The organism is Gordonia phosphorivorans (assembly GCF_042432625.1).
GTDB lineage: Bacteria > Actinomycetota > Actinomycetes > Mycobacteriales > Mycobacteriaceae > Gordonia > Gordonia phosphorivorans.
Window position 1 is genome coordinate 1 of the sequence record NZ_JBHLWV010000006.1, and the last position, 20,596, is coordinate 20,596.

The window sequence follows — 20,596 nt, forward strand, 5'->3', positions numbered from 1 at the left end:
TCGGTGTTCGTAGGCGGCGATGAGTTGCTGATACACCTGATGGGTGATCTCCACGGCGGCGTGTGCGTCGTGGCTGGTCAGCGACTCGAATAGGCGGATCTTCTGCTTGTCGGTGAGGAGTTCGGTGCGGGTGTGCAGGATCCGGCGGATCTTGTAGAGCGGGTCGTCTTTGCGGCCGCGGTGTCCGCATACCTGCTGCTGGATCCGTTGCCGGCACTGGTCGAGTTTGCTCGCGGCCAGGTGTACGACGTGGAACGGATCCATCACCACCCGAGCGGTGGGGAGTTCTTCGGTGGTGGCGCTCTTGTAGCCGGTGAATCCGTCCATCGCCACGACCTTGATCCGATCCCGGAACCGTTGGTCTCGCGCCTGCATCCACTGCTTGAGGACCTGTTTGGATCGTCCGCCGATCATGTCGAGCAGCCGTGCCGGGCCGGTCCCGTCGATGACCGGAGTCAGGTCGATCAGGACCGTGACGAAACTCGGTTCCCCTTGTCCGCGAACATGTTTCCACTTGTGCTCGTCCACACCGAGGCAGCGGACCCCGTCGAGGTGGTCGCCGTCGTAGACCAGTGCTCGTGCGGCGTCTGTGGCGATCTGGTTGACCGTGTTCCACGAGATCGCGAGGTTCGCGGCCACGGCGGCCACGCTCATCTTGTCGACCACGATGCGCTGCAAAATCCAGCGTTCGGTCCTGGTCGTGACCACTGCTCGCGGTCGGGCGATGTGGTCGATCCTCGCGCGGAAGACCGACCTGGAGCAGTCGCTGGTGTGGCAGACGAACCGCGGAACCGCCACGTGCAGGAGGACTGGATGGCCGGCGGCGGGCGTGTCGGTCAGGACCCGTACGACCCGATCGCGTGGTTGACCTGCCATATTGCAGTCCGGGCAGCGTCGATCGGGGTCGAGGACCTCGCTGAAAATGTGGGTCCGGTCATCGGCGCCGACGGCCGCACCGGTGATCGTCACGCCCAACTCGACGGTTCGGCAGATCGTGTCGGCAACATCGGAAGTAAGCTCAGCCATGGGTCCTGTGGTGTGCGTCGGGGTTGTTGAGGAACTTCCATGATCACACCCAGGGCCCGCCTACATCTTGTGGTCGCCCGCGCTCGTCCCGAACCTCACCTACGCACTCTTAGATCTGAAGAGCCACCAAACCCGACACTTGACACACCGCCAACGGGCCCGTTGCGAAGACCGCATCCGGGCCGCGAAAGCCACCGGAATGACGAACCTACCGTTCCACGACTTCGCCAAGAACCAGATCTGGCTCACCCTGGTCGAACTCGCCACCGACCTCACCGCCTGGACACAACTCCTGGCCCTGACCGGCACCGACGCACGCACCTGGGAAATCAAACGCCTACGCCTACGACTCTGGGCCGCCGCCGCACGCCTGGCACACCACGCCCGCACCCGGCGCCTGCGCTACGACCAGCACCACCAATGGACACCGGTCCTCATCGCCGGTCTACACCGCCTCGACAGCTACCGCACCAGCGGCTGAACCACCCGCTCCGCCCTGACCCGACCAGCCCCGAAAGACACCCCGCCGGTGGCGTGAAACCCGGCCGCCACCAGCGACAACGGCCACCCTGTCATACCCACAAGCCACAATCGGACCTACCGCAACCAATCCGAACCGTTCAAGCTGGGATCGGCACCCGATGAAAGATCGAGGCTAGATAGCGATAGTTGCGAAGAACGGTTCGCCCGCCGCCGAACCAAGCCATTAGGCCAACGACGAGGATGAGGATGAGCCAAGTCATCGTCGGGCCTCCACGTCAGGGTGGCGGAGTTCGTACTGCAGCATTGCCTCGAACGCCGCGATTGCCTGGCCGAGTACAACATCGGTAGGCAGGTTTTCAAGGCGGTTTCGATGTTTCCAGTGATGGATCGCTTGGCCTAACTCCCTCATTAGATCCGTTGTCAGATCATCGGGTCCCGTCTGGACATTCGCGACGGAGACGCCGCTGCCTGCCGGCGACGTGTCTGCCGCCGGGGAGGTGTCTGCTGGCGAGAGGGTAGGTTCCGTGATCGCAGGTTGCGCCCTGTGCTGGCGCGCAAAGAACCTAACCATTGTTGAAATCCCGGAAGTTGCGGAGCAGCGTATCGTTGAGCACGCGCAGATTGCCCATTGCGCATTCCAGCGCATAGCCAGTGAGGCCGGCGGAGTCGATCATCCGTTGAAGACCCTGGATCTCCTCCACCGTGACGCGCATCAGGTTCCCGCTGGCCCGCATTCTGTGCTCCACTTTCGCCGCCGCCAGCCTGTCCCGAAGTACATCGAGTTCAGCCTGTCGGTACGCCCGCGTGTTGCGGTACGTAGTGATTATCGCAGTGATCGCTGATCCGATTGCGCGGACGCTTGTGTCCAATGCCACCAGTTCTTGACTCATTGTTCCGCTGCCCTTCATCTCGGTGATCTTCGTTCCCGCGTTTCGGGAATGTATTCAGGATCCGGCGCGATACCGTCATGGTCAAGAACAATTTAGCGAGCCAATATTGGCACAAGGAGCGACGTGGCGAACCGAGCGGATCCGGCCTGGGAGAAGTTCTTCCAATACTTCGAGAAGTACGACGGCACACCGGCCGAGATCGCCGCACGATTCAACGAGGGAGAGGCGGCGCCGGTCGTCACAGCGGCCGAAGTTCGGAACTGGCGGAGAAAACACAGCCGTCCTCCGCTCGGCACGCTAACTGAGCTTGGCTATTACTGGGCGGGGGACCCGTTCTACTTCGCCCGCCTACTCGGCGCAGTGCCGACCGAGGGGCTTGGCGCCGAACTGTATGCCCAGAAACGAATAATCGAGCTCAGGCACGAGGTTCACGCACTTGAGGCGCAGGTCCGCGCGGCGGACACAACCGCAGCTACCGGTCGGATCGTTGCTGCAGCTACCGCATCGGGGCGGTGGGCTGTTGCTGCTCACCCGGCGATCGAGGGTCCCACCGGGGTGCCGATACACGTGGCGGACCGACTGGAGTTCCGATATGTCGGCACCCGCTTGAAGTCTGGCGAGACGTTGCACGAAACCCTTGAGGAGGATCTCGCAGAGGCCTTTCGCCAGAATCACGTGGTACCCGCCCCGAACTCTCAGACCGTGTGGCGCGACGACCGTGCAACAGACTCCCTGAGCTACTCCGTGGCTCACACGCTCTCGCCGTTCGGTCCCTCCAGAATGTGGAATCACGTAGGTGTCGAGTCCATTGCAGTCATCTCGACAACGCTCGGCACATGGGTGTTCGATGTCGCAGCCGTCGTCGCCCGAATGATCGGCTACGGATTCATCAACACGCGCGGGCTCAGTCAGGGGCGTCGTCCCTTGCCACAGCCAACTACGCCGGCCGACCTGGCGAGCTACAGGACCGAGGCCCACCAGGAGCTCCTGTCCAGCCCGTGGCCGCGGTACGTGTGGGGGCACGTCGGCGAATGGGACCTGCCCGCGGCAAGCCAGTTGCTCGCACCGAACGGCGTCGCCCCGCAGGTCAAGATCGTCTGGCTGCGTGAATCCGACAGCCTAATCGACGGACTCGCTAGCGGCGCAGAGCACACCGGCCTGACCACTGCAGACGAGTATCGCGCGACCCTTCTTGCTCGACACAGGGAGATTCTGGAGGCAATGACCGATGGTCCGCCTGTCCACATTGTCGATTGCGAGTCCGCGCCCGCCGGCGCAGATGGACGACGGACTCTGCGCTGGGAGCGAAGCTTCACGCTGGCTGCTCGGATCGTCACGCATCTTGTAGATACCAACGACATCCTCATGCCAGCGCTCACCCGGTCGCTCCAGAAACTTTCCGACCCGCTCCACGCCGATCCCATCAACGCTGCCGTGCTCGAGTGGCTACAGACCACCGAATGGCTCACGACCTGGGGGGTAGACCCGCTGTATATGCGCGGCTAGTGCGTTTGCCAAGTCCAGACCTTTGGTAGCTGCGGCAGGCTGGTTGCTTGTTCGCAGGACTATCGGAGTTGGCTGGGTGCCGCACCCTGCGCCGGTGGCTGGCGATCGTAGACCGTGGCCCGCACCTGCGGCCCCGTTCTGAGGAGGACCCCGTGACCGCCACCGCCGACATCGAATCCCCGGCCACCGTTGCCACGGCCCCGGCCAGCCTTTCGCACACCGAGATCGGTGTCGGGTACGCCGGAGAGTACGTGCGTGCGCTCGGCTGGCAGGTACTCGACGCCGACCTCACCCATCGCCGCCGCCACTTCGGTGTTCTCGCCGTCGACGGCGACGAGCTGGTCGCCGTCTTGGTCGTGACACGCTCGCTCGCCACGTTCGCCACGGTCTCCGCCGCCGCGGACCCGGCCACCGTCGCCCAGATTCGTGACCTCGCCGCGCGGCGCCCCGCGCCTGACGGCGCTGGTGAGGTGACCGCGGTGCGGGTGGACTGCCTGATCCTGCAGGTGGACTGGAACGATCCGCACGACCGCAGCGCGGTGCAGGTCCGCCACTACCGCGACCTGTAGACCGCGACGGACCCAACCCTGGCCGCACCGGCGCGGCTCGGCCAGGGGCCGGCCGGTTCGGACTGTCCGGCCGGCCACGTCGGCCCCTGCCCCGGGCGACCGAGGTTTCTGCTGGTCGGAGCGTTTGCGAAGTGGTGCGGGTAGTCACTCGGTGGCCGTGGTGAGCCGCAGCGGTCAGAACCGCTGAGCAGGATGAGAGTCGACCGCAGTTCCCCACCACCTCTAAGGGAGACCCCATGACCACTCACGCGCCCGCCGCCACCGACTGCGTCGAGCAGGACGCCCGCGCGGCCCTGAACGCGGCGATGGCCGCCCGTATGGCCGCCGACAACGCGGTGTGCATTGCCGCCGCTGCCGCGCTCCGGGGCGTCATGGAGAGCAACGGCTGGGCCGAGATCGGCGTCGACTGCGCCGAGGCGACGTTCCTGCAGGCCGCCTACGACAGCGACGGCCACAAGATCGACCTCGACGAGGACACCCTGACCGCCTACTCCGACGAACTGTTCGACGTCATCGGCAACATCGGGCGGGGGCTGCTGCAGTACTCGACGGTGACCGGCGACAAGCAGGTGACGTTGGCCAACCTGGTGGCCGCGCTCCCGAACTGAGCACGCGACGACTTCGCCCCCGACCAGCAGTGGTCGGGGGCGAAGTCGTGTGGTGGTCCGCGGTCGGGGAGCTGTCCGCCGACCCGGCCGGCGCCGTCATCAGGCCGGCGCCGAGGTTGCGCGGTGCCGGCCTGAACGGGGATCAGCCGAGGAGGATCCCCGATTCACGGCCCGGTGGCACGTCAATCCAGATGCCGGTGCCGATCGCCGTGCGGGCAGCCTTCGGCGCCTTCTTGGTGGTCAGGTAGCGGCGGGGGCTGTCGATGACGTCGTGGTAGCCGACGATGCGGCGGATGTGGGACGGGTCGACGTACCCCTTGCAGGTGGCCATCAGCAGGAACTCCTCGTCGATGAGCTGGTTGAGGGTGTGCTGCCCGATGACCCATTCACCTTCGAAGCCGCCGCGGGCGTACGTGCTGGCCTGGTTGAGCGAATAGTCCACGCCGGGCTGGTCGCGCAGTGCCGCCCCGGTTTGGCGGCTGTAGATCGTGTGCGGGTCGTGAAGCGCCATCGCGATGCAGGAGACCCGGAAGATCTGGTCGGCGATCTCGGCGGGGTCGGCGACGTAGCGGGTGCGGGCGGCGAGGGCTTCGATCTCGGCCGATTCGATCCGTGCGTGCTCGTAGCCAGCGACGGTCGGGATCAGATTCGCGGCGATCAGGGCCCGGATTTTCGGTGCGGTGATCGTGGGCGCGCCGTCGGGCGTGGCCAGCAGTTCGGTCAGTCTTTCGGCGGACTGGCGGGTGCTCAGGAGCATGGTGATTCCTTCTGTCTGTCGCTGTGAGGGCGTCCAGCGGGTGCCGAATCGGGTAGAGCAGTGAACCTCATTCAACGACCAGGTAACCGTAACACGCCAGATCTAAACTTGCACCAGGTACATAGGCTGCACCACATCCAAGCCGATTGGGGTGGTGGCGAGAAACGAGATACCTCGACAGGAAAGATGCTGGAACTACGATGAGGACATGCAGGAATCGCTGGACGAAATGGCCCCCGACCTTTTCAAGGTCCGCGCCGTGGGCGACGACGGCGCAGGCTACCGCGCACCCGTGGTCACCGAGATCGTCGGCATCACCTACCGGCAACTCGACTACTGGGCGCGCACCGACCTGGTCAAACCGTCCGCGCGGGCGGCGACCGGCAGCGGCTCCCAGCGCCTCTACGACTTCAAGGACATCCTGGTCCTCAAGGTCGTCAAACGGCTCCTCGACGCTGGTATCAGCCTGCAGAACGTGCGAGTGGCCGTCGACCACCTGCGTGCGCACGGCACCGCCGAACTCGCTGCCACAACGCTGTTCTCCGACGGGCACACCATCTACGAGTGCACCCGCGACGACGAAGTGCTCGACCTCCTTCGCGGCGGCCAAGGCGTCTTCGGTATCGCGGTCGGCCCGACGATGACCGACCTCGCCGGCCAGATCTCCCAGTTCCCGCCCGAGGCGGCTGTCACCGCAGACCAGGGCGCCGACGAACTCGCTGCCCGCCGAGCACGCCGCGCCAGCTAACTCCCGCCCGCCGCTCGCCGCCGCAGCTGGAAAGACGCCGCTCCTACGGTGTTGCCATGACTGCGAATGCGAACGTGAACGTGTACGGATTGTTCCTGCCGCGTGCAGGCGAGCGCATCGTCGCACGGTGCGCGAACCTCAACATCGACGCCGCCGCCGACGGCCCCGCACTGCTGGTCATGGCCTGCCCCGACGGGTCTGATCAACTGACGGCCGCCGCCGCAGACTGGTCCGACCCCAGCGCCGCCAGCCTCGCCCGCCGCGGTGCTGGCCTAGTCGCCCTGCGTGCGACCGTCCTGACCGTGCCGGCCACCGACCATCCTGGCCGGCTTCTCGCGTACGTCGCCGACCTCTCGGTCCACACCCGGCCCCTCGTGTGGGCCGACCTCGACGATCCCGGCCGCGCAGACACCGGCCGCCACCACCGCCGCGCCAGCTGACGGCGGGGACCGGAGCAGCAGATGACCGCGATCGCCCCCACTGCGCTCGCCGACCTCGGACCCGCCCTGATCCGGTCGGTGATCGCCGCCGCCAGCGGCCACCCCGGCGACGACCAGACTGGCCGACACCTCACGCGGCTGATCGACGTACACGGCCCCGAACTGGTCCTGGACCTGATCGCCGCCACCCCCAGCCCGGGCCGCTACGAGCCGCCACCGACCACCGAGACGCTGTCCGCCATCTCGGTGGCCCTGTTCCTGGGCGCCATGTGGGATGCGGGGCCACCGGAGCTGCGGGACGCCCGCGAGCAGGCCGCCGACGCACTACTCGAGCTGCACGGCTGGACGCTCAGCGACGCCGCCCGAGCAGCGTTGACCGGCTGTGCGGGACTGTCGGCGACCACCGCTGCCGGGCATGCGCACCTGCACAGCGCCCTGTCCACATGCCGCATGTACCTGCCTGACCTATGACCAGACTGTGCCGCACCGCACGGCCCGCCCCCACCAGGATCGCTGTATGAGCGTTGGAACCCTCAGTCGCGTGCAGGCCGCCTACCTGCAGCACGCCGCCCGCCAACTCAAGGCTGCCGGTGTGGGCACTCGTGCAGTGCTGGCCGCCGTCGACCGGCCGCCCGCCTCGTGGCCGCCGGCCCTGATCGACGAGCTCGTCGACGACATTCGCCGCAACGCCGACACCGCGGTGCGCGCCGGCCTCGACCTGCGTCGCATTCCCCCGGCCCCAACCCCGGTCCGGCCGCCGGCCGCCCCCACCCCCGCACCCGCGGTGTCGGGGACGCGGATCGCTGCGGACGCGCCGCCGCTGCGGGTGCCCGACGGCACCCAGCTGCGCACCGCCGACCAGATCCTCGCCGCCGACCAGGTCAGCCCGTTCACGTTCGACGGCAGCATGGACTCCCTGCGGTCGATCCCGGTCTCCGACCTCGCCGACGACCTCACCCCGACGGTGCTGGCCCGCCTGGAAGCGGCGGGACTGACCTCGATCTGGGATCTGCTTATGCGCATTCCCCGCAGCTACGTCGACCGCTCCACCCTGACCCCGATCGCCGCCCTGACCCCGGGCACCGAAGCGACGTTCACTGGCGTCATCTCCGGGATCAACAGCAACCACGGCAAACGGTATGTCCGTATCCGCATCACGGACGGCCCGGCCACCATCACCTGCACCTTCTTCAACGCGATGTGGATGGCCCAACGGTTCCCCGACCGCAGCCTGGTCGTCGTGCAAGGGACGGTCAGCGAGTTTCAGGGGAACCTGCAGATGAGCAGCCCCGTCATCGAGCTGCTGGAGGACGCCTCGGCGATCCTCATTCCGATCTACCCGCAGACCACCATCAAGAACGAAGCGACCGGCAAGCGGGACAAGGAACTGAGCACGACCATGCTGCGCACGGCGACCGTCGCCGCCCTGCAACGGCTGCCCGCACTGACCGACCCGATCCCGGCGGATCTGCTCGCGCGCCGACAAGTGATGGGACGCCTGCAGGCGTTGCGGGCAGTGCACGTACCCGACTCGGCCGAGCACGCCGCAGCCGGCCGCGACCGCATGGCCTACGACGAACTGTTGCGCCTGCAGTTGGCGCTCGGGGTCATCCGCAACGCGCAGGCCGCCCAGCCCGGCATCACCCACCGCCCGACTGGTCGACTGCTCCAGCAGTGGACCGCGTCGCTGCCGTACGCGCTGACAGGCGCCCAGCAACGCGCCCTGGATGCCATCGGCGCGGACCTGGCCGCCGACGCCCCCATGAACAGGCTGCTCATGGGTGACGTCGGCTCCGGTAAGACGGCGGTCGCTGCCGGTAGCTGCCTTATGGCGATCGAAGGGGGTTTTCAGGCGGCGCTGCTGGCGCCCACCGAGATCCTGGCCCGCCAACACTACGAAGAACTCTCCGAAGCTCTCACCCCGCTCGGGTTGCGCGTGGATCTGTTGGTCTCCAAACAGCTGCCCCGGCCCCGCAAAGAAGTCCTCGCCGGACTGGCCGACGGCAGCACCCACCTGGTGGTCGGCACGCACTCGATCCTGTCGGACACCGTCGTGTTCGACCGGCTCGGTTTGGTCGTCATCGACGAGCAGCACCGGTTCGGTGTCGACCAACGGGCACTGCTGCTCGCCAAGGGCCCCGACGGCGCCGTCCCCGACATCCTGCAAGCCACCGCCACCCCCATCCCGCGCACCTCGGCGATCACCACCTACGGCGACATGGAAGTGGTCATCCTCGACGAGAAACCGGCCGGGCGCAGCCCGGTGGAGACCGAATGGATTCCGGCGGCGCCCTTCGACTCCCCGCACCCTGAACCGTGGAAGGCGATCGTCGAGCAGGTCCGGCAGGGCCGGCAGGCGTTCGTGGTGTGCTCGCGGGTGGACTCGGCCGGGCACCAGTCGGAGACGAAAGCGGCGGCCGCCGCCACCGACGCCGCCGACGAGCTGGTCGGCGGCGCACTGCACGGCTTGCGGGTGGCTGTCGCCCACGGCAAGCAGAAGCCGGATGAACGCAAAGCGGTCATGGACGCGTTCAAGGCCGGCGACATCGACGTCCTGGTCGCCACCACCGTCATCGAAGTCGGTGTCTCGGTGCCCAACGCCACCGTCATGGTCATCATGGACGCCACCGCGTTCGGGCTCGCGCAGCTGCACCAGATCCGGGGCCGGGTGGGCCGTGGCGTACACCCAGGCCAATGCTGGCTGGTCGCCGACACCAGCAACGACGACGCGGTGGCCCGCATGACCGCGATGGTCTCCACCAACGACGGTTTCAAGTTGGCGGACATGGACCTGCAGATCCGTGGCGTCGGCGCCCTGACCGGCACCGCCCAGTCCGGGCGCGACGCCGGCCTGCGGGTGGCGGACCTGCTGCGTGACAGCCACATCCATCTGGCGGCCCGCGAGGACGCCCGCCGGATTCTGGCGACCGACCCGACGTTGGGCCGGCACCTGACGCTGCAGCGGGAAGTGGATCTGGCTCTCGGGGAGGACGCCCAGTACCTCACCCGCGGATAGCGGGGCCGAGGCTGTCGGTTTCACCTGGCCCGGCGGCTGGGACTGTCCGGCCGGGGCGGGCCGGCGACTAGGGCGGCGGGCGTCGGCGGCGGACCCGGTGTGCCGCTAGCTCGCCGGGGGTGCGCCGAGCATGAGTGCCAGCACCACCGACCAGAGGAGAACTGACCATGAGCACTCACACCGACGACTACAACGGTTTCGCCAGCGCCGCCGAGCTGGCCGCGTGGCAGCAGGAGAAGGAGCGCCCCTACTTCGCCGTCAACGGGCACAAGATGGTGCAGTCGCCGAGCTACACGCGCACGGGCCGGATCTTCTACAGCAGCGCGCTGGCGGTGTGTGTCGACAACTGTGGGGCCTGCGCGGCCGGCGACCCGCTGCCGGACTACTAGGCCGGAGCTGCCACGGTCGCCGCGCACCCGACGGGTGCGCGGCGGGCGCCGTCTTCGGCGGCGCGGACTGTCCGCCGGTCGCGGTCCGGTATCTGCTGGTCGCGGTGGTGGTGGCGGTGTGCAGGCAAGCGGGGGAGTGCCGCACCCGCCAGGGGCCCTCCCTCATTGTTATTTGCAGACGCAAACGTACGAGCCGGGAGGAACCGCCATGAACACCACCAACACCACCACCACCGCCCAGACCACCACCGCAGCCCGCGTGCTGCTGGTGGCCTACGTTGCCAGCCACCTGCTCGCCCCGGTCGCCGTCGCCGCCGGATTCATGCTCGGCCTGGCCCTGGTCGGCGCGATCCCGCTCATCCCGGCCCTGCTGCTGGCCGTCGGCACCACCCTCGCGCACGCCCCGCACCTGCTCATCGGCGTCTACGGCACCGGCAAGGACCGGGCCGGGTCGCGCGTCTACGTCGGCGCATACTGGGCGGTCATCTGCGGGGCCGCCGGTGCGCTCATCGTCGCCGACGGCACCGGCGCGGGCACCGACCGGGGCGTCGCCGCTCTCCTGGTCAACCTGGCCCTGGTCGGCGTCCTGACCACCCTGGTGACCCACGCCAAGAACGCCGCCGAACTGGTCGCGGTCAACGACGACAGCACCGACGTGCTGCTGCGCGCCGCCGCCCACGCCCGCACCGAACGTTCCACCGGATACTGGTACACCCTGGCCCGCGACGTCCTCGGCCTGGCCCTGATCCCGCTGGGCGTGCTCGCCGCCTTCACCCTCACCTTCGGACCCGACGACGCCGCCGGGCTGGCTCTGGCAATCACCGTGCCGGTCGCGGTCGTCCGGTTGGCGCTGATCCTGGCCGGATGGGTGCGCGGCCACATCACCCGGCCCTGAACGGGAAGTTCCGCGCCCAACCCGGGCGGCTCCGGTAGCCGCCCGGGTTTTCCGGTACCGGCCCGACACTGTCCGGCCCGGCCACCCCAGCAGAGCAGAAACCGCAGGTGAACAGCAGTCACCCGCAACGACGGTTGCCGCTGCACACACCGGGCCCGACGCAAACTGGCCGCGAACTCGCCAGCAGGTGAGGAGCACACTCCCAGCACGAAAGGCCACACAATGATCACACCAGACTTCGTTCCCGGCACCATGGTGACGATCGACCCGGAATCGACGGGCGGCAAGTACCTCGGCACCGTCTACCGCGTCGAACGCAAACTCAAGGTCAACTACTCGATCGTGCCGGTCAACGGCCACGGCGCAAGCCTTCGGGCCCCAGGATTCATGCTGCGACTGGCCACCGAGCAGGAGATCGAGGCAGCCGAGTCCGCGGCGGTGGCACCGGAATCTCGGCTGACACCGGGAACGCTGGTGATGGTCACCAATCCGACCGGCAAACTGCAGGCCGCGGCGAACACGATCTACGCCGTCGTGCGCGTCTCACCGACCACGGTGACCATCGAACCGTGCCACGGTGGCGGCGGCGGGTGGCGGATCGCTCCGCAGCTGCTCACACCCATCACGCTCGACGACCCGACACTCACCCAGCTGGTGAAGCTGGCCAGCTGACCGCAGCCCACGCCGCCGGATACACCTCGCGCCGCCGACACACCCCACAGTGTCGGCGGCGCGAAAAACCGACGTCAGGTGGTGGGTTCGGTGCCCGGGCAGAACCCCGCTGGCAATGCAGCGACGTTTGCGGTCACCCAGTCGGCAGCCTTGGTCACCAAACTGACCGACTTGTCGTGGTCAGCACCGTCAGCAGTGGCCGCGATCGACACACTCAACAGCCCGCGCGCAGTCTGAATCAGGCCGAGCTGCCGGGCCGTCGACGACGACTCCACCGGCCCCCACCCGCCGTGGGCGGCCACAAACTGCACCCCGTTCTGCCCGACCGCGGTCTGCAACCCCCACAAGCCCTGCCCCGAGGTGGGCGGGGTCATCGGCTTGGTCACCGCACCGCGGTCAGCCGCGCACAGCAGGCCCGCCCCGAACATCGACTGGCTACCGGCGGGCCACACCGTCTTGGCGAGCACCGCGTAGTCGTCGCCGCTGCCGGCCCGGACACGCGTCGTCCGATCGCCGAGCTCGCCGAGTGCCTTCTCCACGGCCTGTCCGGGGGAGGACCCCAGCTGCTGCCACAAGCGGTTCACCGCAGCACTGTCGCTGCCGGCGAGCGCCGCGGTGACATCGGCGGAGTCGGCGCCGGCCCGGGCGGCCGCCAACGCCACCGGCACCCGGATCGTGCCCCACGCCGGCAACGCGGATCGCTCCCCAGCCAACACCGGCGCTTCCGGCGCCGGAGCCGGCCCCGGTGCGGGCGTGAGGGCTTCGGCCGGGAACAGGTCGGCGACTGCGTCGGCGAACATCTTGTTGCGGGTGGCCGCGGCCTGCGAGGTGTAGTGGATGCCGTCGGAGAACATGGCTGGGGTGGCGTGGGCCGCCCAGTCGAACACCTTCAAGTTCGGGTACTTCGACGCCGCCGCCTGCAGCACCTTGTTGAACTTGGTCATGTTCGCTGAGGCGTACGCCGAGTTGGACGGGTTCGACGTCGCTGACGTCGCCCACATGACGTCCTGTCCGCCCAGTCGGCTCATGATGGCGTCGATCCGGGCCTGCTCACCGACCTGGGAGCCGACAGCGATGTTCGCGGCGTCGTTGACGCCCATCACGATTACCCAGCACCCTTTGAAGCCCTGCTGGATCAAGGTGTCCACGCCGGTGGCCGCGTTCGGGTTACCGCTGACGGTTTCCATGATCGAGCGGCCGCCGGTGGCGTCGAGAACGAACTTGTCCACTCCCACCCGCTTGTACTGGGCGCCTGCCCGATCAGCAGGGTTGGGCAGGTAGTCGGCCTGGTCGATCATCGTCGATGTCGAATCCCCGATATGGGCCAGTGACGTGCAGCGAGTCTTGCCCGCCGGGGCCGACGGTTTCGCGGTCGGGGGCGGCGCGGATGGTGGCGCCGCGGCAGGGGAGGGCTTGTCGGGGGTGGTGAAGACAACGGTGTCTGCGCTGCCAGCTGCGGTGACAGCGACTTCGATCGTGCCCGGTAGCTGGTCGGCGAAGTCGGCGAACGATCCGGCCAGATCCGTGGTCGGCTCGGCGTGCACGGTGGCGGCCGAGCCCGCCAGGAGGGCGGCCGAGGCGAGCATGGCTGCGCCGACAGTGACGCCCCGAGGGGAAGGAGGCATGGGTGATTCCTCTGTGTGTCATTGGCTTCGAAGTGGCTCTGACACTACCGGTAGCTGGGCTGATCCCAGCAGATCAGGGGACTCGTCGCCGGCGTCGTCTCGCCGCCGCCAGCACCACGAATCCCACCATTTCCCCGTATCGAACGCATGTGCTAATTTAGGGGGGTGAAGGCGGGCGACGTCGGTGGGGGAAGACCACCAGACGGCGACCGCCTTCACACTCAGCACCTCATCGACACCGGTATCTGGCAGCCGGTCCCGGGCCGCCCGGTGATCCTGCAAGCCAACAACGCCCTGTCCTGGGCGGCGCGGGTCGCCGGCCGCGAACCACCGTCGCTTCGCGTGCGATCGTGCGGACTGACCTTCCCACCCGAACTACCCGCCACCCTCACCGCCTGGGCGCGTTTCACTACCGGAGTGTGGGCGGCCGTCGTCGACGTCACCCTCCCCACCCACGACGGGGCAGGCGCGGTCACCGCCACCCTGTGGGTGCCAGGGGAAACCATCCGCCCTGTCGGCCCCATCCTCCGGCCATGACACACGACTGTCCGCCCGCAGCAACGCGGCGGGCGGGCCACCACGCCTGTGGCAGCCCGCCCTGACCTTCGCTTCACACCTGCGCGGGAGAACCGACCTGCACGCCGCCGTCGCCGTAGAGAACCCGCAGCACGAACGCCGCTTCGGGCCCCATCACGTCACCAAGGAGCCACAACAGTGTCGCGGTGAACTCCGGGCCGTGCGCACTGCCGGTGACAGCGAAGTGGTGGGCCAGCTCGTGCAGCAACACCGACTCGGCGGACACCTCCGAGTGCGCCGGATCTGGCACCGCGATCACCTGGGTGTGGGGCTCGTAATGCGCCGTCTGCGGCCCGCCGTTGCGGACCCGAACCCGCACTGGGCGCACCGGCCCGAACTGGGCGATCACCGACGGGCGAGACAGCACCCGGTCGACGTAGTCCTGCATGGAGGGGATGGACGCGAACCTGGCCGCCTTCGGCAGCGTCAACGACGTTCCAGCGATCACCGTCGTCGCCCCGCGATCGGTGGCCTCAGACAACATGGACCCGAACACGGTTTCCGCGCTGTACACCGCCGACCGTTGAAAATCGCGACCGCTCATGCCCCCACCGCCCGCCGCGCACCGCTGAGCGAAGTGCTGCTGGTCTCGTCCAATGACGCGGCAGCGGCGGCTGCACTACCGGCCCCCCGCGCATGACTGCTGTGGGCGTTCGAACACGCACCGCGCCACGATCCGCGGGCACCACTGTGGGCCTGATAGAACTCGGTGACCCGCACTTCCTTGCCCTTGAGTACCAGCGCCACCGAACTGCTCTGCGCCTCCACCTCGGCGGCCTCCACCGACTCCGCCCGCGCCTGCTGCAACCGGTCACCGATCCGTTCGGCGAACGCCTCTTGGAACTGCAGACGCGCGGTCACCCGCGACAGCGCAGTTTCCTGGACGTCGGTGTAGAAGCCGGACCAGCGGTCACCGCGGCGCACCTCCCGCAGCACCGTCTGCCCCCGCCATTCCCCAGCCGCCAGATACGCCTCGCACGCGCGCACCATCTGCAGGAGAAGCGCCGCGTACAGCGTCTGCACCCACTCGATGTCGGTGTCGTCGCCGTAGGCGACCACGTACGTCGAGTTGCTCGCGATGTCACAGCGGACGTCGTTGGCTCGCGCAATCGCCAAGAACAGGGCCACGTACGTGCGCAAACCCTTCGTGCCCTTGGTGCCCATGTGGACCTGTTTGATCACCGGCTGCGGTCGGCGGTCACGCTGACCGGCGGCGGTACGTGCCAGTTCCAGGTCAACCGCGTGCGCGGTCGCCAACCGCTGCGCAGCCTCGGTGAAAGCCTCGGCTTCAGCCAGATTGTCGGTGCCCTCAGCCTGCCGGAGAAGGTTGCCGATCTTGGTGATCATCTTGTCGGTGTTGGTCATGGCATCAGTAGACGGGTGGCCGCCGACCCAATGCGGCAACGGCGACCCAAGGCCACCCAACGCGGGAATGCGTGTGCTGGCCAGAGCGGAAACTGCAGTTGTTGGATCGGTGTTGGGATCGAGGAGGCCAGAGACTGCAGTCCGATCGACGCGCCGGCCCGACGGTACGGTTCGACCATGCCCGAGGAACCGATCCGCGGCCCGTCACCGGAAGTCATGCGACTGCGCCGCGAACTGTCCGCAGCGCGCGAGCACGCCGCCCAACAGGAGGTTCGACTGGCAGAAGCCGAGATCGCCTACCGGGCCACCAACGATGGGGCCGCCGAAGGAATGCGCGAAATCGAACTCGCCGACCGCACTCAACGACGCCGCCTGCTGCGTTGGCAGGTCGCCGCAGAGCAGGTCTCGAGCGACGAATACCGGCAGCAAGAACATGCCGGCGGCGCAAGGCAGGGCCCTGTCCGTGGCCTACCTGCCGGCGACAACGAGGCACTCACCCCGCTGCTGATCGGCCACCACATTTGCGGATGGGAACGCACCCACCCGGTCACCGGGAAACAGCAGGTGGGGCTGCTCCAGCTGACGGCCGACGGGAAGCGGGAACGCCGGCACACCACCAACACCCTGGCCCACCGATGCGAGAGCGTCGCCGACGTCGTCGCACTGTTCGCCACCGCTCACCCTGACCGGCTCGTCGAGTTCGCCGGCGCCAAGCTGGCCGCCGAACTGGCCGCTGTGTGCCGCTGAGCCGGCCGCAGGAAAGATGCCGCCGCTACGGTCTGGTCCGAAAGGATGCGTGAACCGATGACAGCTGTACTGGACCGATACGATCAGGTCATGGTCGACGATCAGGCCTGGTCTGCGTTGCGGGCAGCCTCCCGAGAATCCTTCGGAGTGGTGAGCACCGAGCAGGCCGCAGACTTCGGTGTCACCGTCGACGCACTCGTTGACGCGGCCCTGGCCGACCAGGTGTGGAAGACCCCGGACGGACTGTGGGTCATCGAGGACGTCGGGATCTTCCACATCGAGGACTGGGCGGCAGCATGGCTGGCCATCGACCTGCACACGCCCATCAGTCAGCGACGCACCAACCCCGAGTCGATCATCAGCCACCAGTCGGCGGCCATGATCCGCAACCTCGGCACCATCACGACCGACTTCCTCATCGTCACCAGCCCGCACACGCTCACCGCGGCGCCGGCGATCATCCGACACACAGTGGGGGAGGTGGGCCTGCACGGTCAGGACTGGGATCTGGTTGACGGTCTTCCAGTGGCCAGCCCCGCACGAATTGTTGCCGACCTGGCCGCCGCCGACGGCGTCGACGGATCGCACTTGGGGACGGTCCTGGCCACCATCGTTGACGAACAACTCCTCACCGTCGACGAAGTCGGTGAACTTCTACGACCGCACCTGCACCGTTGGAGTCAGCACCCAGAGCTAGGCCCCGGATACGTCATCGACCTGCTCGTCAACAGCGCGTACGGGTAGCCGCATGTGCTTGGGCCCCAACGACAAGGGCGGACCGAAACGATGTGCCGGCCACGCCCGCACCGAACGGGACAAACAGCGGGCCGCCGCCGAAGAGGCCCGGGCTGCCGTCGCCGACCTGGAAAACCAGCTCGCAGACGCCGAACGCCACTACCCCGACGATGCCGCCTTCCGCGAAGCCCTCAAAGTCCGAATCCGCAGGATCGCTGCCGCCACCGGTGAACCACACGACAAGGTCGCGCGCCGCTTCGCCATCCAGCAGCTCGTCATGCGGCTGGCCGCAGACGACCCAGAATCGTGGGTTCTGACCGGCGGAACCGCGTTGCAGTACCGGACCGGTGAGGCGCGAACCACCCAGGACGCGGACCTGGCCACCCGCATCCAAGGTGACCAGATTGAGGAACGGATGACCGCGGCGCTGGCCCGCAAACCAGGTGAGCGCGGAGACTTCACCGTCAAGGTCAAACGTCGCAGCAGCGAAATCGGCGGCTACACCTGCTCGGTGGTCTACACGCTGGGAGGCACCCGATTCTCCACTGCGTTCGTCGACATCGTTCCCGACCGGGGTCTCCCCGAATCTCCCGAACTGATCACGCCGGCCGCGGTCGTGGACATCGACGACGCCAGCCCCTCCGTGCCGGTCCGGTTCTATCCGGCCGCCCACCACACCGCCGACAAGACGGCCGCCATGTTCCAGACCTACGGGTCGACCGGAACCGAACCATCCACGCGCCCCCACGACCTTGCCGACCTCGTAATCCTGGCGCGCACCGTGGAAGTCGACGCCGAAGAACTTCACGAACGACTCGCAGTGGAAGCCGCGCGTCGCGGCGTCACCTATCCGAAGCAGCTGACCATCCCCAACCCGGCATGGCGAGACGCCTGGGAAGGCAAAGTCATCGGCCCAGGACTGCCTGATCAGGTCCGAGACATCGACAGTGCGCTGCAGGCGGCGGGTGCCTTCCTCAACCCGATCTTGTCGGGCGCCGTCCGCAGTGGGCGCTGGGATCGCACCAGTCAGACCTGGCGCCCCCACCCCGGCGGCCCACCGTAGAGCGCACGCCGGTCCGCGGCCGCCCAGCACTGCACCCCACCGAAAGACGCCCCTGATGTACTTCCGGTCAACCGAGGAAGGGAATCAGCATGAGCGAAGCAACGATCGAAAAGCAGTGGTGGCACCTGTACGGGGCGCTCTCCGACGACGGGATCTGGAGCCAAGCGGTGATCGGGGAGAGCCGGCAGGCACCGGAGAGTTCGGTCGTGCAGGATCTGCGGGCACCCGGCATCGGCGAGGGCGACCCGAAGATGGTGTACCTGGCCTCCTTCGAGCGCGAGCCCGAAGACGCAGACATCGACGTCTACCGGCCCATCGGGCACCGCTCCTGGGAGCAATAACGACGGGAAGAGGCGGATGGGACAGTGAGGGCACGTCGAAGCCGATCACTGGAGGGCCGCAATGGGTCACCCGCACCGCACCTCGCACCCCGCCACGCAGGCAGCCCCACCCCGACTGCCGTTCGGTGGGGAACTGGCGAACCCGACGATGGCCGTCTACGCGTCGTTGATCCGCGCACGCACGAACCTGCAGGTCGTGGGTGTGCACCTGACTGCCTCGGAGTTCGTGCGGGCCGCCGCACCCACCGAACTGTCCCGATACCGGGATCTGCTGCTGCAACACCTGCAGCGCAGCGACGTGCACCGCCTGCTGGGTTTCGTCGACAGCCTGCGTCCCCGCTACCAGCTGACAGCGCTGGAGTTGGAGGACCCGCGCTCGCCCATCACAGTCACCATTCACCGTGACGGCCGGCTGCTGGTGTCCCCGGTCGCCGAATACGACGCCGTGCACGAAGTGCTCACCGAGTGCCTGGCGTCGTCCACGTCCTGCCTGCTCGCCAAAGCGCAGTAGTCGACTGTCCGCCGCCGTGCCAGCACCAGTGTGCTGCGGGCCGGCAGGTTCCGGCTGAGGCGATTGCCGCGCAAGGAGCCCGCGGTGCCCTCACTCTGCTGCGGTCGGCGGCGGGCTGATCCCGCCGCCGACCGCACGCGTTAGGCGGCGGGCCCGAGAGTGAGTTCGGTGGGGTAGACACCCATGGCGGTGGTGATCGCGTCGATGACTTCGTCGCCGCGATCGTGTTCCGGGCAGGCGGTCAGCAGCATGTCGGCGGCCAGCTGGTCACCCAGTCCGGCATCGAGCACCTTCTGCACGTCTAGGAGGGTGGCCACCGGAGGCTCCCACACCGGAATGTCGCCGTCAGCGATCTGCTGGGCGCGGATGGTGGCCAGGTTCTGGCCGACCCGCACCAGACGGGGATCGACGCCACGTCGTGCTGCCGCATCGAGGTCGTTCGTGACGACAATCCTGATCGGGAAGCGGCGCAGCAGGGCGTCATCGAGTTCGGTGACACCGCGCCCGTCAGGGTTCCAAGTCCCGACGACAGTGAACGATTCGGCGGCGGTGACAACTTCTCCACCGAGCGCGTCAACGGTGACCGACCGCTGAAAATCCATGGCCGAGAACAGGACGGCGAGAGTTTCGGCAGGGGTGCGGGTGACCTCATCGAACAGCAGCACTTTCCCTTCCTTCATGGCCGTCAGCAACGGCCCGTCAACCCAGGTGAACCCAGATGCGGAGGTTTGGCCGGGAGGGGTGGGGATGAACTGGCCGACCACGTCGGACACCTTCAAGTCGCCGTGCCCGCGGACAACGATCAGGTCGTCACCGAACGCGGCCAACGGCAGGGTGGTCTTACCGACACCGCTCGCACCGGACAACCCGACAGGGGACCGGAGGGTGGTTCGAGCGGTGCGCAGCAGATCGACGTCAGTGATGCCGCCGATCATGCGCGGGTAGTAGTCGGTGCCGTCAGGCAGGGCGATCGGCGCGGTGGCCGACGATCCCAGGGTGGGAGGCGTTGCGCGGATCGGTGTGCGGGAGGCCGTCGGCGGATCGGTGAGCGCAGTGTTAGCGCCCTGCAAGGCCTCGGCCACCACAGCCGCCGCTTCCCCTGGAGCGCCTTCCCCGTAGGCGGCGTTCAGTGCATGCTCACGCACGAACGTCACCGGGTCGATGTAGGTGGCGTCGACGGTGATCACCCGAGGCGCGGCCAGCACAACGTTGTAGCCGCGACGTTCCTTGAGGGCCAGACGGCCGGTGAACGCGGCAGCGATCTGGGAAGCGTTGCGGGGGACCGGTTCGCGGCTCGCGGCGGATTCGTCGTTGACGTTCAACGTCATACCGGTCAGGGACGCAGCCGGACCGTACCCGGAGAAAAACATTGCGTCACCGGAGACCGGATCGGACCAGGCGGCGGCGGCGTACACCTTCTGGCGCGCACTGCCGGGGTCCTGCAGCACCCAGATCGCGACCTTCACTTGAGCCATGCTGTTCTCCTTCGTTCGGCGGTTCGTAGATTGACCTGAACTCTTCCGCCCACCACCAACACACAGCGGCATCCAACAAACATGCAGGTAGGAGCATTGGGGGTGGGTGGTGCAGTGGGTTCCTGCGTAGGGGCCGGCTGCGGTGCTCTCGTCGTGGCC

Annotated in this window: 23 protein-coding genes and 1 pseudogene; 17 read left to right on the top strand and 7 right to left on the bottom strand. The window is 67.7% G+C overall.

Annotated features, from left to right (window positions below; genetic code table 11):
- On the bottom strand, window positions 1–1,026 hold a 1,026-nt coding region (locus tag ACFFJD_RS01535; protein WP_382359888.1), incomplete at its 3' end, for an ISL3 family transposase.
- Between the two features lie 139 nt (window positions 1,027–1,165).
- Here ACFFJD_RS01535 and ACFFJD_RS01540 point away from each other — a divergent pair.
- Window positions 1,166–1,507 (top strand): annotated as a pseudogene (locus tag ACFFJD_RS01540) (transposase); the annotation flags it as partial.
- Between the two features lie 565 nt (window positions 1,508–2,072).
- Here the strand turns inward: ACFFJD_RS01540 and ACFFJD_RS01545 are convergent.
- On the bottom strand, window positions 2,073–2,417 hold the full coding sequence (locus ACFFJD_RS01545; protein ID WP_382359891.1) for a hypothetical protein: 345 nt from the start codon (window positions 2,415–2,417) through the stop codon (window positions 2,073–2,075).
- A 105-nt stretch (window positions 2,418–2,522) separates the two neighbouring features.
- On the opposite strand from ACFFJD_RS01545, the gene ACFFJD_RS01550 reads away from it, so the two are divergent.
- The 3 genes from ACFFJD_RS01550 to ACFFJD_RS01560 all read left to right on the top strand — a co-directional run bounded on the left by ACFFJD_RS01550 (window position 2,523) and on the right by ACFFJD_RS01560 (window position 5,082).
- Window positions 2,523–3,905 carry a hypothetical protein gene (locus ACFFJD_RS01550; protein ID WP_382359894.1) on the top strand — a complete coding sequence of 461 codons (1,383 nt, stop codon included), beginning with the start codon at window positions 2,523–2,525 and terminating at the stop codon, window positions 3,903–3,905.
- 152 nt (window positions 3,906–4,057) lie between these two features.
- Window positions 4,058–4,474, top strand: a complete 417-nt coding sequence (locus ACFFJD_RS01555; RefSeq protein ID WP_382359897.1) for a hypothetical protein — start codon at window positions 4,058–4,060, stop codon at window positions 4,472–4,474.
- 236 nt (window positions 4,475–4,710) lie between these two features.
- The gene (locus tag ACFFJD_RS01560; RefSeq protein WP_382359900.1) at window positions 4,711–5,082 is read left to right on the top strand and encodes a hypothetical protein; all 372 of its coding nucleotides are present in this window, start codon (window positions 4,711–4,713) and stop codon (window positions 5,080–5,082) included.
- Window positions 5,083–5,224: 142 nt separating this feature from the next.
- Here ACFFJD_RS01560 and ACFFJD_RS01565 read toward each other — a convergent pair whose 3' ends face one another.
- The gene (locus ACFFJD_RS01565) at window positions 5,225–5,839 is read right to left on the bottom strand and encodes a hypothetical protein (RefSeq protein WP_382359903.1); all 615 of its coding nucleotides are present in this window, start codon (window positions 5,837–5,839) and stop codon (window positions 5,225–5,227) included.
- Window positions 5,840–6,047: 208 nt separating this feature from the next.
- Between ACFFJD_RS01565 and ACFFJD_RS01570 the strand changes: the two genes are divergently transcribed.
- The 7 genes from ACFFJD_RS01570 (at window position 6,048) to ACFFJD_RS01600 (ending at window position 11,999) form a co-directional block, all read left to right on the top strand.
- Entirely contained in the window at window positions 6,048–6,587 is a 540-nt protein-coding gene (locus ACFFJD_RS01570) for a MerR family transcriptional regulator (RefSeq protein ID WP_382359906.1), read from the top strand.
- A 56-nt stretch (window positions 6,588–6,643) separates the two neighbouring features.
- Window positions 6,644–7,027, top strand: a complete 384-nt coding sequence (locus tag ACFFJD_RS01575) for a hypothetical protein (protein WP_382359909.1) — start codon at window positions 6,644–6,646, stop codon at window positions 7,025–7,027.
- Between the two features lie 21 nt (window positions 7,028–7,048).
- On the top strand, window positions 7,049–7,498 hold the full coding sequence (locus ACFFJD_RS01580) for a hypothetical protein (RefSeq protein WP_382359912.1): 450 nt from the start codon (window positions 7,049–7,051) through the stop codon (window positions 7,496–7,498).
- Window positions 7,499–7,544: 46 nt separating this feature from the next.
- Window positions 7,545–10,043 (top strand): ATP-dependent DNA helicase RecG, encoded by a 2,499-nt coding sequence (locus ACFFJD_RS01585; RefSeq protein ID WP_382359915.1) that lies wholly within the window; start codon window positions 7,545–7,547, stop codon window positions 10,041–10,043.
- Between the two features lie 167 nt (window positions 10,044–10,210).
- Window positions 10,211–10,432, top strand: a complete 222-nt coding sequence (locus tag ACFFJD_RS01590; protein ID WP_382359918.1) for a hypothetical protein — start codon at window positions 10,211–10,213, stop codon at window positions 10,430–10,432.
- A gap of 208 nt (window positions 10,433–10,640) precedes the next feature.
- Window positions 10,641–11,327, top strand: coding sequence for a hypothetical protein (locus tag ACFFJD_RS01595; RefSeq protein ID WP_382359921.1), 687 nt, complete (start codon window positions 10,641–10,643; stop codon window positions 11,325–11,327).
- Window positions 11,328–11,549: 222 nt separating this feature from the next.
- Window positions 11,550–11,999 carry a hypothetical protein gene (locus ACFFJD_RS01600; protein WP_382359924.1) on the top strand — a complete coding sequence of 150 codons (450 nt, stop codon included), beginning with the start codon at window positions 11,550–11,552 and terminating at the stop codon, window positions 11,997–11,999.
- 74 nt (window positions 12,000–12,073) lie between these two features.
- Here the strand turns inward: ACFFJD_RS01600 and ACFFJD_RS01605 are convergent, their stop codons facing one another.
- Window positions 12,074–13,624, bottom strand: coding sequence for an SGNH/GDSL hydrolase family protein (locus tag ACFFJD_RS01605; protein WP_382359927.1), 1,551 nt, complete (start codon window positions 13,622–13,624; stop codon window positions 12,074–12,076).
- Between the two features lie 165 nt (window positions 13,625–13,789).
- Between ACFFJD_RS01605 and ACFFJD_RS01610 the strand changes: the two genes are divergently transcribed.
- Complete coding sequence (locus ACFFJD_RS01610; protein WP_382359930.1) at window positions 13,790–14,161, top strand: hypothetical protein; 372 nt, start codon at window positions 13,790–13,792, stop codon at window positions 14,159–14,161.
- A 73-nt stretch (window positions 14,162–14,234) separates the two neighbouring features.
- On the opposite strand, the gene ACFFJD_RS01615 is transcribed toward ACFFJD_RS01610, so the two are convergent.
- Window positions 14,235–14,744 carry a TIGR04338 family metallohydrolase gene (locus ACFFJD_RS01615; protein WP_382359933.1) on the bottom strand — a complete coding sequence of 170 codons (510 nt, stop codon included), beginning with the start codon at window positions 14,742–14,744 and terminating at the stop codon, window positions 14,235–14,237.
- Window positions 14,741–15,565: a DUF2786 domain-containing protein gene (locus ACFFJD_RS01620; protein ID WP_382359936.1), complete on the bottom strand. Its 825-nt coding sequence runs from the start codon at window positions 15,563–15,565 to the stop codon at window positions 14,741–14,743. The genes ACFFJD_RS01615 and ACFFJD_RS01620 overlap by 4 nt, the downstream gene beginning before the upstream one ends.
- Before the next feature lie 177 nt (window positions 15,566–15,742).
- On the opposite strand from ACFFJD_RS01620, the gene ACFFJD_RS01625 reads away from it, so the two are divergent.
- From ACFFJD_RS01625 to ACFFJD_RS01645, 5 genes are all read left to right on the top strand, one after another.
- Window positions 15,743–16,312, top strand: a complete 570-nt coding sequence (locus tag ACFFJD_RS01625; RefSeq protein ID WP_382359939.1) for a hypothetical protein — start codon at window positions 15,743–15,745, stop codon at window positions 16,310–16,312.
- Between the two features lie 57 nt (window positions 16,313–16,369).
- Window positions 16,370–17,056 (top strand): hypothetical protein, encoded by a 687-nt coding sequence (locus ACFFJD_RS01630; RefSeq protein WP_382359942.1) that lies wholly within the window; start codon window positions 16,370–16,372, stop codon window positions 17,054–17,056.
- A 10-nt stretch (window positions 17,057–17,066) separates the two neighbouring features.
- Window positions 17,067–18,110, top strand: coding sequence for a nucleotidyl transferase AbiEii/AbiGii toxin family protein (locus tag ACFFJD_RS01635; protein WP_382359945.1), 1,044 nt, complete (start codon window positions 17,067–17,069; stop codon window positions 18,108–18,110).
- 89 nt (window positions 18,111–18,199) lie between these two features.
- Complete coding sequence (locus tag ACFFJD_RS01640) at window positions 18,200–18,451, top strand: hypothetical protein (RefSeq protein ID WP_382359948.1); 252 nt, start codon at window positions 18,200–18,202, stop codon at window positions 18,449–18,451.
- A gap of 61 nt (window positions 18,452–18,512) precedes the next feature.
- A complete protein-coding gene (locus ACFFJD_RS01645) occupies window positions 18,513–18,962 on the top strand; it encodes a hypothetical protein (protein ID WP_382359951.1) in 450 nt (149 codons plus the stop codon).
- A 140-nt stretch (window positions 18,963–19,102) separates the two neighbouring features.
- Here ACFFJD_RS01645 and ACFFJD_RS01650 read toward each other — a convergent pair whose 3' ends face one another.
- Window positions 19,103–20,437, bottom strand: a complete 1,335-nt coding sequence (locus tag ACFFJD_RS01650) for an AAA family ATPase (RefSeq protein ID WP_382359954.1) — start codon at window positions 20,435–20,437, stop codon at window positions 19,103–19,105.
- Window positions 20,438–20,596: the final 159 nt, after the last annotated feature.